We start from the raw sequence: 13,576 nt of genomic DNA, 5'->3' as shown, positions 1-13,576 counted from the left end.
GGGCTGCGGGCCCCCGTCAGCCCGGTGGCTGCGGGACGGGTGGCCCCGTCGTCGTGGACGGACCCGTGGGGTTCTCGGGCCGGGCCCAGGGGTCCGTGGCCTGCCACCCGGTCCGCGGGTCCCACGCCGTCACGGGGACGAACGTGCCGCGGTCGTCGTCGGAGACCTCCCACGCCGGACCGTCCGACTCGCCGTCGGTCTCGCCGTCGTGCACGTCCAGCCTCGCGGGGACGGGCGTGGACGTCTCCTTTGCCGGAGGCGGCGGAGGCGCCATGACCGGCCGGTCCGCCCCCGACAGCCGGGGCGAGCTGCCGCGAGGAGCGACGAACAGGTGTCCCTGGCCCCCCTGCACCGGTCGCACGGCGATGGGCTGGGTCGCGGCGGCCGAGAGGTCGCCCTCCGGACCGTCGCTCGTCGGCGCCCAGCTCAACCGACCGGGGACGGGGGTCGGCGCCTGAGGGGGTGCCCCGAAGGAGGGGGGCGTGGGCCGCGCAGGGGGCGGGGGAGTCGGGCCTCCGTGAGGGGTGGACCCCTGCGGCTGCTGGCCCCACGGCCCGCCACGCCCGCCGGGGATGAAGATCGTGTCGCACAGCCTGCGGTACGTGACGTCCGGGTTGGCGACCCAGTTGATCCGGCTCATGGCCTGGTCCTGCCCGGCCGACTCGAGGATGAACTGGCCGTAGCCGAGGATCCGCCCGAGGATCGAGCGGCTGTAGCTCATGTCGGTGACCTTGCCGAGGGGCATCATCGCGACCTTGTGGGTCACGAGCCCGAACATCAGGAGCATGCGCTTGTCGGTCGCGACGAACCACTCGTTGCGCCAGTCGAGCACCTTCCACAGCAGGCGGAGCGCGACCAGCACCCACGCCCACCAGAGCAGCAGCGAGCCCTCGCCTACGGCCGGAGCCAGGACGCTGACGAGCCAGGCCGCGAGCAGGAAGGCGGCGAACGTCGTGGCGACGGGCTCGGCGAGCTTGCCCCAGTGGGCGCGCGTGGCCAGGACCACGCGCTCGCCGGGCAGGATGTAGCGCCGCAGGTGGCGCGCGCTCAGGCGCGGCGCGGTCTCGTACGCCTGCGAGGGGAGGTCCTGCGCCACCGTGCGCCTACTTCATGAGCGACTGGACGAACTGCCCGAAGCTCTCGAAGGCGCCCAGGATGACGTCCCAGATCGCCTGGACGATGTCCGCCGCGCGGTCGGGGCTCTGGACGACCGCGTACAGCAGGAAGACGATGACGACCCACATCAGGATGGTCTTGGCCTTGCCGGGCATCGTGTGGTCCTCACGTCGTCGATCGGGGGCGGTTGTCGGCTCTGCTCGCCATGGTGACCAGAGCGGACGGAGCACCGTCGGAGGCGCGCCGACGACGAGTCTAGCGTTTCGCCCGAATCGGTCGTGGGTCCCGTGTCATGACAAGGCGGGTGCCCGGTGGTGGGACGCAGCGAGGGGCGGGTGCCTCGCGGCACCCGCCCCTCACGGGCTCCAGGTCTCGGGGACTCAGGGTCGTCGGTGGGTGATCACTCTCCCGCGCGGCGCAGGACCTCGGTCAGCCGGTTGGCCGCGGCGACGACCGAGCCCGAGTGCAGGCGGCCGGGCTGGCGCGTGAGGCGCTCGACCGGTCCCGAGATCGAGACGGCGGCGACGATGCGCCCCGACGGGCCGCGCACGGGGGCCGACACCGAGGCGACCCCGAGCTCGCGCTCCGAGACGGACTGGGCCCAGCCGCGCCGTCGGACACCCGAGAGGATCGTGGCCGTGAAGACTGCCTCGCGCAGGCCGCGGTGCAGGCGGTCCGGCTCCTCCCACGCGAGCAGCACCTGGGCCGCGGAGCCCGCGCCCATGGTGAGCGTCGCCCCCACGGGGATCGAGTCTCGCAGGCCGACGGGACGCTCGGCCGCGGCGACGCAGATGCGATGATCACCCTGGCGTCGGTAGAGCTGGGCGCTCTCGCCCGTGTGGTCGCGCAGCGCCGTCAGAACGGGGTTCGCGGCGGCGAGCAGGCGGTCCTCGCCGGCTGCCGTCGCGAGCTCGTTCAGGCGCGGCCCGAGGACGAAACGGCCCTGCATGTCGCGGGCCACCATGCGGTGGTGCTCGAGGGCGACCGCGAGGCGATGGGCCGTCGGACGAGCGAGTCCGGTGGCGGTGACGAGCTGGGCCAAAGTGGCTGGTCCGGACTCCAGAGCGCCCAGAACGGACGCCGCCTTGTCCAGCACGCCGACTCCGCTAGAATTGTCCATAGGTCGATATTGACGTCTCGCACAGTGAGATGCAAGTCAGCGGGTGTCGTGTCGACGAAGGACCGGGAGATTCGCCCCGGCCCAGGACCGAGATGTACCCCCCGATCGTCGCCCACGGCCCCCGCGTGAGCGACCACCGCAGGACACAGGTAGGAGAGAACCAACATGGCCGGCACGCTGGCGGAGAAGGTCTGGGACGCGCACCTGGTGCGACGTGGCACCGACGGGTCGCCCGACCTCCTCTACATCGATCTGCACCTCATCCACGAGGTCACCAGTCCTCAGGCCTTCGAGGGCCTGCGGCTCGCCGGCCGACAGGTGCGCCGCACCGACCTGACGATCGCGACCGAGGACCACAACACCCCCACGCTCGACATCGACCTGCCGATCGCGGACCTCACGAGCCGCACCCAGATCGACACGCTGCGCAACAACGCCAAGGAGTTCGGCGTGCGCATCCACTCGCTCGGGGACGCGGACCAGGGCATCGTCCACCAGGTCGGCCCCCAGCTCGGGCTGACAATGCCCGGCCTCACCGTCGTGTGCGGCGACTCCCACACCTCCACGCACGGTGCGTTCGGGGCCCTCGCATTCGGTATCGGGACCTCCGAGGTCGAGCACGTGCTCGCGACCCAGACCCTCCCGCTCGCGCCCTTCAAGACCATGGCCATCACGGTCAACGGCGAGCTGCCCCCGGGAGCGACGTCCAAGGACATCATCCTCGCGATCATCGCGAAGATCGGCACGGGCGGCGGACAGGGCTACGTCCTGGAGTACCGCGGCGACGCCATCCGCAAGCTGACCATGGAAGCCCGCATGACGGTCTGCAACATGTCGATCGAGGCCGGTGCGCGCGCCGGCATGATCGCCCCCGACGAGACCACGTTCGAGTACCTCAAGGGCCGTCCGCACGCGCCCGAGGGCGCCGACTGGGACGCCGCGGTCGAGTACTGGAAGACCCTCAAGACCGACGACGACGCCACGTTCGACGAGGAGGTCGTGCTCGAGGCCGCCGACCTCGAACCGTTCATCACGTGGGGCACCAACCCCGGCCAGGGGCTGCCGCTGTCCGCGAACGTCCCGATCCCCGCCGAGATCGCCGACGAGAACGAGCGCGTGGCCGCCGAGCGCGCGATCGAGTACATGGGCCTGACCCCGGGCGCGCCGCTGCGCGAGCTCGCGATCGACACGGTCTTCATCGGCTCGTGCACCAACGGCCGCATCGAGGACCTGCGCTCGGTCGCCAAGGTCGTCCAGGGCAAGAAGAAGGCCGACTCGCTGCGCGTGCTCGTCGTGCCCGCCTCGGCTCGCGTGCGCCTCCAGGCCGAGGCCGAGGGCCTCGACCAAATCTTCCTCGACTTCGGTGCCGAGTGGCGCAACGCCGGCTGCTCCATGTGCCTCGGCATGAACCCGGACCAGCTCGCCCCGGGGGAGCGCTCGGCCTCCACGTCCAACCGCAACTTCGAGGGTCGCCAGGGCAAGGGTGGACGCACGCACCTCGTGTCGCCGCTCGTCGCGGCCGCGACCGCCATCCGCGGGACCCTGTCCTCGCTGGCGGACCTGGACCTGCCCGCCGACGTCGACATCACGTCGTTCGACGGCACCCCGCTCGCGCCGCTCGACCCGCGCGTCCCGCTGCAGGTCTGACACCGGCCCCCTGACGACACTCATCGAGGAAGCAGAAGCATCATGGAGAAGTTCACCACCCACACCGGTGTCGGTGTCCCGCTGCGCCGCAGCAACGTCGACACGGACCAGATCATCCCCGCCGTCTACCTCAAGCGCGTGACGCGCACGGGCTTCGAGGACGCGCTGTTCGCGGCGTGGCGCGGGGACCCCGCGTTCGTCCTGAACCAGCCCGCGTACACGTCCGGCTCGGTGCTGGTCGCAGGCCCCGACTTCGGCACCGGCTCGTCGCGCGAGCACGCCGTGTGGGCCCTGAAGGACTACGGCTTCAAGGTGGTCCTGGCCTCGCGCTTCGCGGACATCTTCCGCGGCAACTCGGGCAAGCAGGGCCTCGTCGCGGGCATCGTCGCGCAGGAGGACATCGAGCTGCTGTGGAAGGTCCTCGAGACCAAGCCCGGCACCGAGGTCACGGTCGACCTGGTCGAGCGCACCGCCACGGCCGACGACGTCGTGGTCCGGTTCCAGATCGACGACTACACGCGCTGGCGCCTCATGGAGGGCCTCGACGACATCGGCCTGACCCTTCAGCACGAGGCCGACATCACGGCGTTCGAGCAGACGCGTGCGTCATGGCGTCCCAGGACGCTGCCGGCCAAGCACCTGCCGACGGTCGAGATCGAGGCGGCGCGCCCGTCCGCGTGACGCGCGACTGAACCGGCCCGACGGCGCCGCTCCCCTGGGTGGGGAGCGGCGCCGTCGGCGTTCGGGGGCGTGGGGACGTGCGCGCCGGGGCCTCGGCGGGCGCGCCGCTCAGGGGCGCGGTGGGCCCTGGCGGATCCTGGCGAGCTGCGACTCCGCAGTGACCTTCGTCGGGTCCCAGCCGGCCTCGATCCACCAGGTCGCGCCCGCCGCCTCGAGAGCCCGCGCGTCCTCGGCGGCGGCGTCGAGGTCCGTCGCGAAGTCGCGCTGCACGACGAGCTCGAACGGCCCGGCGCCCGGGTCGCGGTGCTCGGCGACCCAGCTCGCGACCTCGCGTACCTCGACGGGAGTGAGCGGGTCCATGCCGCGGTCCCCGCGGAGCTGGACGGTCACGCCGTCCCAGCGCACCGCGCGGCTCATCGACCTCTCGCTCGGGAAGACCCCCACGGGCCACACCGGGATGCGTCCGTTGACGGGCTGGGGTGAGATCGTCATCTCGCCGGTTGAGATGTGCTTCCCGTCGAACGAGAACGCCTCACCCGACCAGGAACGCTCCAGGAAGGCGAGGACGTCGTCGAGCAGCTCGGCCCGCTCACGCAGCGACGTGAGCTGACCGGGGACGGCGCTGAAGGCGGCGTCGTCGAGCACCCCGACCCCTGCGGGCAGGACCAGCCGGCCGCCCGAGAGGTGGTCGATCGTCAGCGCCTGGCGCGCGAGCTCCCACGGGCGCCTGCGCGGCAGGGCGAACACGAGAGCTCCGAGCGTCACACGCTGCGTCTGGACGGCCGCCGCGGCGAGGATGCCCCACGGGTCGTACCCCTCCATGCCGGGCAGGCTGATGCCGTCCCACGTGAAGTACCCGTCCCAGCCGTGCTCCTCGGCCTCGCGGGCCATCGTGACAAGCTCTGACGCGGAACCGAAGCTCCCGACGAAACCGAACTGCAAGCCCATGACATCCTCCTGCGACTCGTTGGCGGTCCTCCCACGGTAGGGGCGGCCACCCACGCGCGCCCCGAGAACGAGGACGGGCGGGCTCCCGGAGGACCGGGAACCCGCCCGCAGCGCCCTGCGAGGGCGTGGATCAGTGCTTGGTCTTGCGCGGGATGAAGTGCACGACCGTCACGACGACCGCCCCCGCCACGACGCCGACGATCGCCGACCCCAGGGTGTCGACGAGCCACACCAGGAACCCGCCGACCGCCGGGACGCCGTGGACGGCGTCCTCGAGGACGTGCAGGAGGTCGTAGGGCGCGTGCCAGCCCAGGTCGTACGTGCCCTGCAGCAGGATGTGGCCACCGACCCACAGCATCGCGACGGTGCCCACGATCGAGATGACGGCCATGACGCGCGGCATCGCCGTGACCAGGCCGTGGCCGAACGACTTGACCCAGCCGGTCTCGCGCCCTGCGAGGTGCAGGCCGATGTCGTCCATCTTCACGATGAGCCCGACGATCCCGTAGACGACCGCCGTGATGAGCAGCGCGACGACGACCAGGATGATCGCGCGGGCCCAGAAGCCCTCCGTCGCGACCTCGTTGAGCGCGATGACCATGATCTCGGCGCTGAGGATGAAGTCGGTGCGCACCGCGCTCGACACGACGTGGTCCTCGTCGACGGCCTTCTTCGCGGCGGCCTCGTCGACGGCCTCGGCGTGCTTGCCCGAGACCATCTCCCAGAGCTTCTCGGCGCCCTCGAACGCGAGATAGGCGCCGCCGACCATGAGCAGCGGGGTGAGCAGCCACGGCAGGAACTGGCTCAGCAGCAGGGCCGCGGGGAGGATGAACAGGAGCTTGTTGCGCAGCGAGCCCATCGCGATGCGCTTGATGACGGGCAGCTCGCGCTTCGCGGCCAGCCCGGCGACGTACTGGGGAGTGACCGCGGTGTCGTCGATCACGACGCCGGTCGCCTTGACGCTCGCCCGCCCCGCAGCGGCGCCGATGTCGTCGACGGACGCGGCCGCCAGCTTGGCGAACGCTGCGATGTCGTCCAGGAGGGCTACGAGTCCAACGGCCATGAGGTCTCCACGAGGCCCGTGTCGCCGCCCACGAGCCCTGAGGTCGGGAATCGACGCGGCTGTCACGCATCGTAACGACTCGGGCGCCCCGCCGTCGCGGCCCGTCCGTGCGGGCATGCCCGCCGAGGGGCACGCTGCTTCCCGACGGCGTCGCCCGGGCCGTTCTGGACGTCACCCTCGGCGCTCCTCCGGTGACGTGTGACGCGATCGGTCGCACCGCCGTCGGGCAGACGTCCTAGGCTGGTCCCCATGGCTAACCACTACGACGTCGTCGTCCTCGGCGCGGGCCCCGGCGGCTACGTCGCCGCCATCCGCGCGGCCCAGCTCGGCCAGTCCGTCGCGATCATCGAGGAGAAGTACTGGGGCGGTGTGTGCCTCAACGTCGGGTGCATCCCCTCCAAGGCGCTCCTGCGCAACGCGGAGCTCGCCCACCTGTTCACGCACCAGGCCGACTTCTTCGGCATGTCGGGGGACGTGTCGTTCGACTTCGGCAAGGCGTTCGACCGCAGCCGCGACGTCGCCGACGGCCGCGTCAAGGGCGTGCACTTCCTCATGAAGAAGAACAAGATCACCGAGTACGACGGGCGCGGCACGTTCCGCGACGCGAACTCGATCGACGTCGCGCTGTCCTCGGGCCAGACCGAGACCGTGACGTTCGCGAACGTCATCATCGCGACCGGTTCGAAGGTCCGCCTGCTGCCGGGCGTCGAGCTGAGCGAGAACGTCGTCACGTACGAGAAGCAGATCCTGACGCGCGAGCTGCCGCGCTCGATCGCGATCGTCGGGGCCGGCGCGATCGGCATGGAGTTCGCGTACGTCCTCAAGAACTACGGCGTCGACGTGACGATCATCGAGTTCCTCGACCGTGCGCTGCCGAACGAGGACATCGAGGTCTCCAAGGAGATCGCCAAGCAGTACAAGAAGCTCGGCGTGAACATCCTGACGTCGACCGCGGTGCAGACCGTCGTTGATGGCGGCTCGTCCGTGACCGTCTCCTACAAGGGTGTCAAGGACGACAAGCCCGGCTCGATCGAGGTCGACAAGGTCCTCATGGCCGTGGGCTTCGCGCCCAACGTCGAGGGCTTCGGCCTCGAGAACACGGGTGTTGCGTTGACCGACCGCGGCGCGATCGCGATCGACGACGTCATGCGCACCAACGTCCCCCACATCTACGCGATCGGTGACGTCACCGCGAAGCTCATGCTCGCGCACGTCGCCGAGGCGCAGGGCGTCGTCGCGTCCGAGACCATCGGCGGCGCCGAGACCATGACGCTGGGCGACTACCGCATGATGCCGCGCGCGACGTTCTGCCAGCCGCAGATCGCGAGCTTCGGCCTCACCGAGCAGCAGGCCCGCGACGAGGGCTACGACGTCAAGGTCTCCAAGTTCCCCTTCACCGCCAACGGCAAGGCGCACGGCCTGGGCGAGCCCACGGGCTTCGTCAAGCTCGTCGCCGACGCCCGCTACGGCGAGCTCCTCGGTGGCCACCTGATCGGCCCCGACGCGTCCGAGCTGCTGCCCGAGCTCACGCTCGCGCAGAAGTGGGACCTCACGGCGTCCGAGCTGGGGCGCAACGTGCACACGCACCCGACGCTGTCGGAGGCCGTGCAGGAAGCGATTCACGGGCTCGCGGGGCACATGATCAACTTCTGACCTGGCTGTTTGGTCGGTCGGGCGATCGGTAGGAAGGGCCCGGGCCTGCGACGTCGTCGTGGGTCCGGGCCTCGCTCTGCTGGGCGGGGAGCCACCGCGTCTCGCGAACGCGGCCATGCGGGTCTACAGCAACCTGGCGCCGCGCAGACTCTAGCCTCCATACAGCAATGCGTATACGATAATCGCTATGGCTGAGAAGAAGGTGCACGGAGGGGCCGTCGACGACGACCAGGTCCAGGCGTGGGCCGACGAGGCCGAGGCCGGCTACGACGTCGGCGCGCTGCGGCGTCGCGGACGCCCCACTACGGGTGACGGCCCGGGGATCGTGGTGCCGGTGCGGCTGGATGCGCGAACGCTCGAGGCGCTCACCGAGCGTGCCCGGGCCGAGGGGCTGGCGAACCGTTCCGAGGCGATCCGTGCTGCGGTGCGCGCCTGGACCCACGTGGCGTGAAGCTGCATGCCTCGGCCCGAAAGCACTTTCGACGCGACAGGCTGACCGAGTCCGGCATCCTGTGCGCTGCCCAGGGCCCGGTGTTCCGAGCCCCGCTCGATGACGAGGACGACCCGCGACGCTGGCTCCTTCTGGGCTTCGACGACGGCGGGAGGATCCTGGAGATCGTGATCCTGGTGTTCGACTCCGGTGAGGAGATGGTCATTCACGCCATGAAGGCGCGTGCGCAGTACCTCGACCTGTTGTTGCGCTGATCGCGGCTCACGCTGGCCGCACAGGTGCGAGCTAGCCCGGGCCTCGCGCCATGCGCACCTCGCTCACTCGGTCATCCGCCTTCGCCACCCGGTCGGTTCGAAGCCCTGCTTCGAGTAGAAGGGCAGGGCAATGGCAGGGCCTGCGACCTCGGCGAGCGCACGGGCTTGGCCGATCTTGTAGCCTGCGCCCGCCACGGTGAGCTCCTGCCTGAGGTCTCCCTCGCGAAGAAGCCGGGAACGTTCTGCCTGTGTCAGTGCCCGCGGATACCTTGTCTCGGACGGTCACAGGGGGAGAAGGGTTGGGTTCTTGCTTAAAGGGCAATTGAACGATGGCGGGCGTGAAAATCGACTCGAAGCGGGGTCGTTCGAGCCAAGGCGCGAAGATCTCGGCGCGTATAGGCGCTTATATTCGGGCCGCTCATGGCCGGTGTGCGCTGATGCGGACGAGTTGCTGGCTGCGCAGGGGTTTGCGTGCGCGATGTGTGGAACGAATCTTCGGGAACCGAGTTCGCGAATAGTTCTCGATCACTGCCACTTCTGCGGGCTTGTTCGAGGTTGGCTTTGCAATCGATGCAACGTTCTTGAATCTAGAGCGGTGGATGATAGGTTTTCTGACTATCGAACAGAGTCCCCTGCGGTCTTGGCTCGCCTTAGCCAGCGGTATCAAGGGAGGGGGCGTTTGGAGGGCTTCAATCGATACTCTCGAAACGTCTCCTCCGGATATCCTTCCGGAGCGTTGCCGGGTGACTGTGAACCAGATCTCCTGTCAATCATTAACCTCTGTCGGGAGGAGAATGCAAGGTTGCGCAGAGAAGTGGCCGTTTTTGGTGCGCAGCGAGACGACTGGAAAGCCTATGTGAAGGCCCGAGATGACGAATGGCGAGCCCATGTGAAAGTCCTAGACGTCTCGTGGGGGAACCGGCTTGCTAACGCGGCAATGCAGTCGACCGCCGCCGAGTTCCGCTCCGCCCAGGCCGTGGACGAGGCGCGCTTCGGGCGGCGAGCTGCAAAATCTGGCATTGCCGTAGGTTTGGCACTATGGCTTGCAAATATGCTTGCATGGATGATTGTGAGCGACCCTGCAACGATCATTCCGCGAGCCGTCATGCTGTTGCTTTGCCTCATGGTGTGCCATGCGGTGACGGTCGTGTGGGCGGTGTACCGTGGAGCGTTCAATCTCCGCGCAAATCACGTACTTAGATATGTCATTCTCGGCGCGGTCCTACTGATCCTCTTTGGCTTCGGCATGGTGGGAATGCTTGTCGGCAGCGAGGTCCTCAGTAGTAGCATTTTCGGCACTGCCATGGGGTGGGTCCTGCTTTTAGGAATATTCTCTCAGATTGCATTCATGGTCGGTGCCTCTATTTCCCTCAGGCGGTCGAATCGCGAGAAGGTGGCTTAGTGCACAGTTTTGGTGCGAACTGCTCCGTCACCCGACCCCGAACTCCCGCCGCAGCATCTCCCCGACCATCGCCGGGACGTCGACCTCCCCAGGGTGGAGCGCGTCGAAGACCTGGAGCCCTTCCCAGGTGGAGATGACGAGCGCGGCGCGGGCTTCGGGCGAGGCCCCGGCGTCGTCCAGCACGCTACGTGAACGCTGCGTCCGGATCATCCCGCCGATGACCCCGACGAGGACCTGGTGCCGCTCCTGCAGCACCGGCCGAGCGGGATGGCCTGGCGTCCCGGCCTCGGCCGAGAGGGTCGAGAGGAGCTGCACCAACCCGGGCGCCTCCCGGTTGCGTTCCGCGGTGCTGACGAACCCGTCGACGAGGTCCTCGGCGGTGAACTCCGAGGGCATCGAGGGCGGTGCGTGCTGCGCGTCGTGCCACTCGATGACGGCCAGGAGGAGCGCGGTCTTGTTGCCGAAGTGGTGCAGGAGGGTCGAGTGGTCGACCCCGGCCTCGCGCGCGATGCCGCGCAGGGACGCCCCGTAGAACCCCTTCTGGGCGAACGCTTCGGCCGCGCGGGCGACGATCGACTGCTTGGTCGCCCGGCCGGTGGCGTACCCGTCGGGCCGCCCGGTCGTGGCTGCTTGCTGCGTGGTCACGGTGCATCCCCTCCGAGGTCAGAGGCTACCCCCTCCCAGAATTCCACCAACTGGTGGAGGTTGGGCTATCCTGGCGCCGTGCTCACTCCTGACGCCCGACGACGTGCCCGTAGCGAGATGACCCTCACCGAGAAGGCCTCGCTCACCTCAGGCGCGAACTTCTGGAACACCAAGCCGGTCGACCGGCTCGGCGTTCCCTCGATCATGCTCACCGACGGCCCGCACGGTCTGCGCAAGCAGGGCGGGGCGGCGGACCACCTCGGTCTCAACGCGAGCATCCCCGCCACGTGCTTCCCGACGGCCGCCACGCTCGCCAACAGCTGGGACCCGGGCCTGGTGGAGCGGGTCGGCGAGGCGCTCGGCGCCGAGGCTGCCGCCGAGAACGTGAGCGTCCTGCTGGGCCCCGGCCTCAACATCAAGCGCAACCCGCTCGCGGGCCGCAACTTCGAGTACTTCTCCGAGGACCCGCTGCTCGCGGGCCGGCTCGCCGCGGCGCAGATCCGCGGCATCCAGTCCCGCGGCGTGGCCGCGAGCGCCAAGCACTTCGCGGTGAACAGCCAGGAGACGCACCGCATGACGATGGACGAGGTCGTCGACGAGCGCGCGCTCCACGAGACCTACCTCGAGGCGTTCCGCATCGCGGTGACCGAGGGCCGGCCCTGGACCGTCATGAGCTCGTACAACAAGGTCAACGGCACCTACGCGAACGAGCACCGCGAGCTCCTCGACGAGATCCTGCGCAAGCGCTGGGGCTTCGACGGCCTGGTCGTCACCGACTGGGGCGGCAATAACGACCGCGTCGCGGGCCTGGTCGCGGGCAACGCGCTCGAGATGCCGTCGACCGACGGGGCGACCGACGCCGAGGTCGTGCGCGCGGTCGAGGAGGGGAGCCTCGACGAGGCGGTCCTCGACGCCCGTGTCGACGAGCTGCTGACGCTGATCGAGCGCACGGAGCGCGCCCGTGCCCACACGGCCGCGACCACGCCCGACGGCGCCACGCTCGCCGGGTCCGCCCGCACGCCCGACGGCGCCGCGCCGGTCGATCTCGACGCGCACCACGAGCTCGCGGTCGAGGCGGCACGCCGCTCGGTCGTCCTGCTGCGCAACGCGCGCGGGACCCTGCCGCTCGGGCCGCACTCCGGACGGGTCGCCGTGATCGGCGACTTCGCGGCCGACCCTCGGTTCCAGGGGGCGGGCAGCTCGCTCGTCAACCCGACCCGGGTGGACGTGCCGCTCGACGCGCTGCGGGCCAGCGGCCTGGACGTCGTGGGCTACGAGCAGGGCTTCGCCCGCCGGGACGCGGGCCGGGGCGCCTGGGACTCCGCGTCGTCGGCCCGCCGTCGCCGGCGCGCCGTGCACCTCGCGGAGCGCGCCGACGTCGTGCTGCTCTTCCTCGGCCTGGACGAGTCCGCCGAGGCCGAGGGCGTCGACCGGACGCACCTGCGGATCGCCCGCAACCAGCTCGCCCTCACGAGGGAGCTCACGGCGCTCGGGGTGCCGGTCGTGGTCGTGCTGGCCGGCGGCGCGCCCGTCGAGCTGCCGTTCGCCGAGCACGTCGACGCGATCGTGCACGGCTACCTCGGTGGCCAGGGCGGCGGGCAGGCGATCGCCGACGTGCTGACCGGCCGGGCGGACCCCGCAGGACGCCTCGCCGAGACGTACCCGCTGCGCTACACGGACGTGCCGTCGTCGGCGACGTTCGGGCGGACCGAGGCGACGTCCGAGCACCGCGAGAGCATCTACGTCGGCTACCGCTACGCCGACAAGGTCGGGCTGCCGGTCCGCTACCCGTTCGGGCACGGGCTGAGCTACACGACGTTCGAGCACAGCGATCTCGTGGCGGACCGCGAGAGCGTCCAGGTCACGGTCACCAACACCGGCGACCGTGCCGGGACCGAGACCGTGCAGGTCTACGTCGAGGCGCCCGGCGCGGCCGAGGGCGAGTTCCGTGCGCCCCGCGAGCTGGCCGGGTTCGCGAAGGTCACCCTGGAACCGGGGGAGAGCGCGACCGTGACGGTCGACCTGGCCGAGCACGCGTTCGCCGCCTACGACACGGGCGCACACGAGTGGCGCACCGTGCCCGGCACCTACACCGTGCAGGTCGGCGCGTCGTCGCGCGACCTGCGGCTGTCCGCGCCCGTCGTGGTCGACGGCGAGCCCTGGGCGCCCGACACCACGGGCCTCCCGCACTACGTCAGCGGCCAGGTGGACCGCGTCCCCGCCGCCGAGTTCGCCGCGCTGCTGGGGCGCACGCCCCCGCCCGCCGACTGGCCCGCCGGGAGCCCGCTCACGCGCGCCGACATCATCGCCCAGGCGCGCGGTCGTGGCGGCGTCGGGGGTCTGCTCGTCCGGCTCATCGACACGGCCGGACGGCTGCTCATGCTGCTGGGGCGCCCCCACGCGGCGAACAACACCCGTTTCGTCCTCGACCTGCCGTTCCGGTCGGTGTCGCGGATGAGCGCGGGCACGGTCGACGAGGCGATGCTCGACGGCCTGCTGCTGATGGTCAACGGCCGGTTCTGGCGCGGCGTACGCCGCCTGGTCCCGGCATGGCGTGCCCACGCGATGGCCGCGCGGGCTCGGAAGAAGGACTGAG

13 protein-coding genes and 1 pseudogene are annotated in these 13,576 nt (G+C 70.2%); 8 read left to right on the top strand and 6 right to left on the bottom strand.

Going from position 1 to position 13,576, the window contains the following annotated elements:
• Positions 1-16 precede the first annotated feature (16 nt).
• The 3 genes from JOD49_RS04885 to JOD49_RS04875 all read right to left on the bottom strand — a co-directional run bounded on the left by JOD49_RS04885 (position 17) and on the right by JOD49_RS04875 (position 2,236).
• The gene (locus tag JOD49_RS04885; protein ID WP_205306207.1) at positions 17-1,096 is read right to left on the bottom strand and encodes a PH domain-containing protein; all 1,080 of its coding nucleotides are present in this window, start codon (positions 1,094-1,096) and stop codon (positions 17-19) included.
• A gap of 7 nt (positions 1,097-1,103) precedes the next feature.
• Positions 1,104-1,271, bottom strand: coding sequence for a hypothetical protein (locus tag JOD49_RS04880; RefSeq protein WP_205306206.1), 168 nt, complete (start codon positions 1,269-1,271; stop codon positions 1,104-1,106).
• A 245-nt stretch (positions 1,272-1,516) separates the two neighbouring features.
• Positions 1,517-2,236 (bottom strand): IclR family transcriptional regulator, encoded by a 720-nt coding sequence (locus tag JOD49_RS04875; RefSeq protein WP_030150819.1) that lies wholly within the window; start codon positions 2,234-2,236, stop codon positions 1,517-1,519.
• 165 nt (positions 2,237-2,401) lie between these two features.
• Here JOD49_RS04875 and leuC point away from each other — a divergent pair, with 165 nt between their 5' ends.
• Positions 2,402-3,883: a 3-isopropylmalate dehydratase large subunit gene (gene leuC / locus JOD49_RS04870; protein ID WP_205306205.1), complete on the top strand. Its 1,482-nt coding sequence runs from the start codon at positions 2,402-2,404 to the stop codon at positions 3,881-3,883.
• A 42-nt stretch (positions 3,884-3,925) separates the two neighbouring features.
• Positions 3,926-4,564 (top strand): 3-isopropylmalate dehydratase small subunit, encoded by a 639-nt coding sequence (leuD, locus tag JOD49_RS04865; protein ID WP_205306204.1) that lies wholly within the window; start codon positions 3,926-3,928, stop codon positions 4,562-4,564.
• Between the two features lie 108 nt (positions 4,565-4,672).
• On the opposite strand, the gene JOD49_RS04860 is transcribed toward leuD, so the two are convergent.
• Positions 4,673-5,512, bottom strand: coding sequence for an LLM class flavin-dependent oxidoreductase (locus tag JOD49_RS04860; protein WP_307822392.1), 840 nt, complete (start codon positions 5,510-5,512; stop codon positions 4,673-4,675).
• A gap of 130 nt (positions 5,513-5,642) precedes the next feature.
• Positions 5,643-6,575 carry a DUF808 domain-containing protein gene (locus JOD49_RS04855; protein WP_205306203.1) on the bottom strand — a complete coding sequence of 311 codons (933 nt, stop codon included), beginning with the start codon at positions 6,573-6,575 and terminating at the stop codon, positions 5,643-5,645.
• A 249-nt stretch (positions 6,576-6,824) separates the two neighbouring features.
• Here JOD49_RS04855 and lpdA point away from each other — a divergent pair, with 249 nt between their 5' ends.
• From lpdA to JOD49_RS19995, 5 genes and pseudogenes are all read left to right on the top strand, one after another.
• Positions 6,825-8,228: a dihydrolipoyl dehydrogenase gene (gene lpdA / locus JOD49_RS04850; protein WP_205306202.1), complete on the top strand. Its 1,404-nt coding sequence runs from the start codon at positions 6,825-6,827 to the stop codon at positions 8,226-8,228.
• Positions 8,229-8,415: 187 nt separating this feature from the next.
• Positions 8,416-8,679, top strand: a complete 264-nt coding sequence (locus tag JOD49_RS04845; protein ID WP_205306201.1) for a ribbon-helix-helix domain-containing protein — start codon at positions 8,416-8,418, stop codon at positions 8,677-8,679.
• A complete protein-coding gene (locus JOD49_RS04840; RefSeq protein WP_372441221.1) occupies positions 8,676-8,933 on the top strand; it encodes a toxin in 258 nt (85 codons plus the stop codon). Before JOD49_RS04845 ends, JOD49_RS04840 begins: the two co-directional genes overlap by 4 nt.
• Before the next feature lie 196 nt (positions 8,934-9,129).
• Positions 9,130-9,528, top strand: a pseudogene (locus JOD49_RS20885) (endonuclease domain-containing protein); the annotation flags it as partial.
• A gap of 219 nt (positions 9,529-9,747) precedes the next feature.
• Positions 9,748-10,335, top strand: a complete 588-nt coding sequence (locus tag JOD49_RS19995; protein WP_239525144.1) for a hypothetical protein — start codon at positions 9,748-9,750, stop codon at positions 10,333-10,335.
• A 27-nt stretch (positions 10,336-10,362) separates the two neighbouring features.
• Here JOD49_RS19995 and JOD49_RS04830 read toward each other — a convergent pair whose 3' ends face one another.
• Positions 10,363-10,980 carry a TetR/AcrR family transcriptional regulator gene (locus JOD49_RS04830; RefSeq protein WP_205306199.1) on the bottom strand — a complete coding sequence of 206 codons (618 nt, stop codon included), beginning with the start codon at positions 10,978-10,980 and terminating at the stop codon, positions 10,363-10,365.
• 78 nt (positions 10,981-11,058) lie between these two features.
• On the opposite strand from JOD49_RS04830, the gene JOD49_RS04825 reads away from it, so the two are divergent.
• The gene (locus tag JOD49_RS04825; RefSeq protein ID WP_307822391.1) at positions 11,059-13,575 is read left to right on the top strand and encodes a glycoside hydrolase family 3 C-terminal domain-containing protein; all 2,517 of its coding nucleotides are present in this window, start codon (positions 11,059-11,061) and stop codon (positions 13,573-13,575) included.
• Position 13,576 lies beyond the last annotated feature (1 nt).

It is taken from the genome of Oerskovia jenensis (assembly GCF_016907235.1).
Taxonomy (GTDB): Bacteria; Actinomycetota; Actinomycetes; order Actinomycetales; family Cellulomonadaceae; genus Oerskovia; species Oerskovia jenensis.
This window is presented reverse-complemented; position numbering and strand designations above follow the sequence as displayed.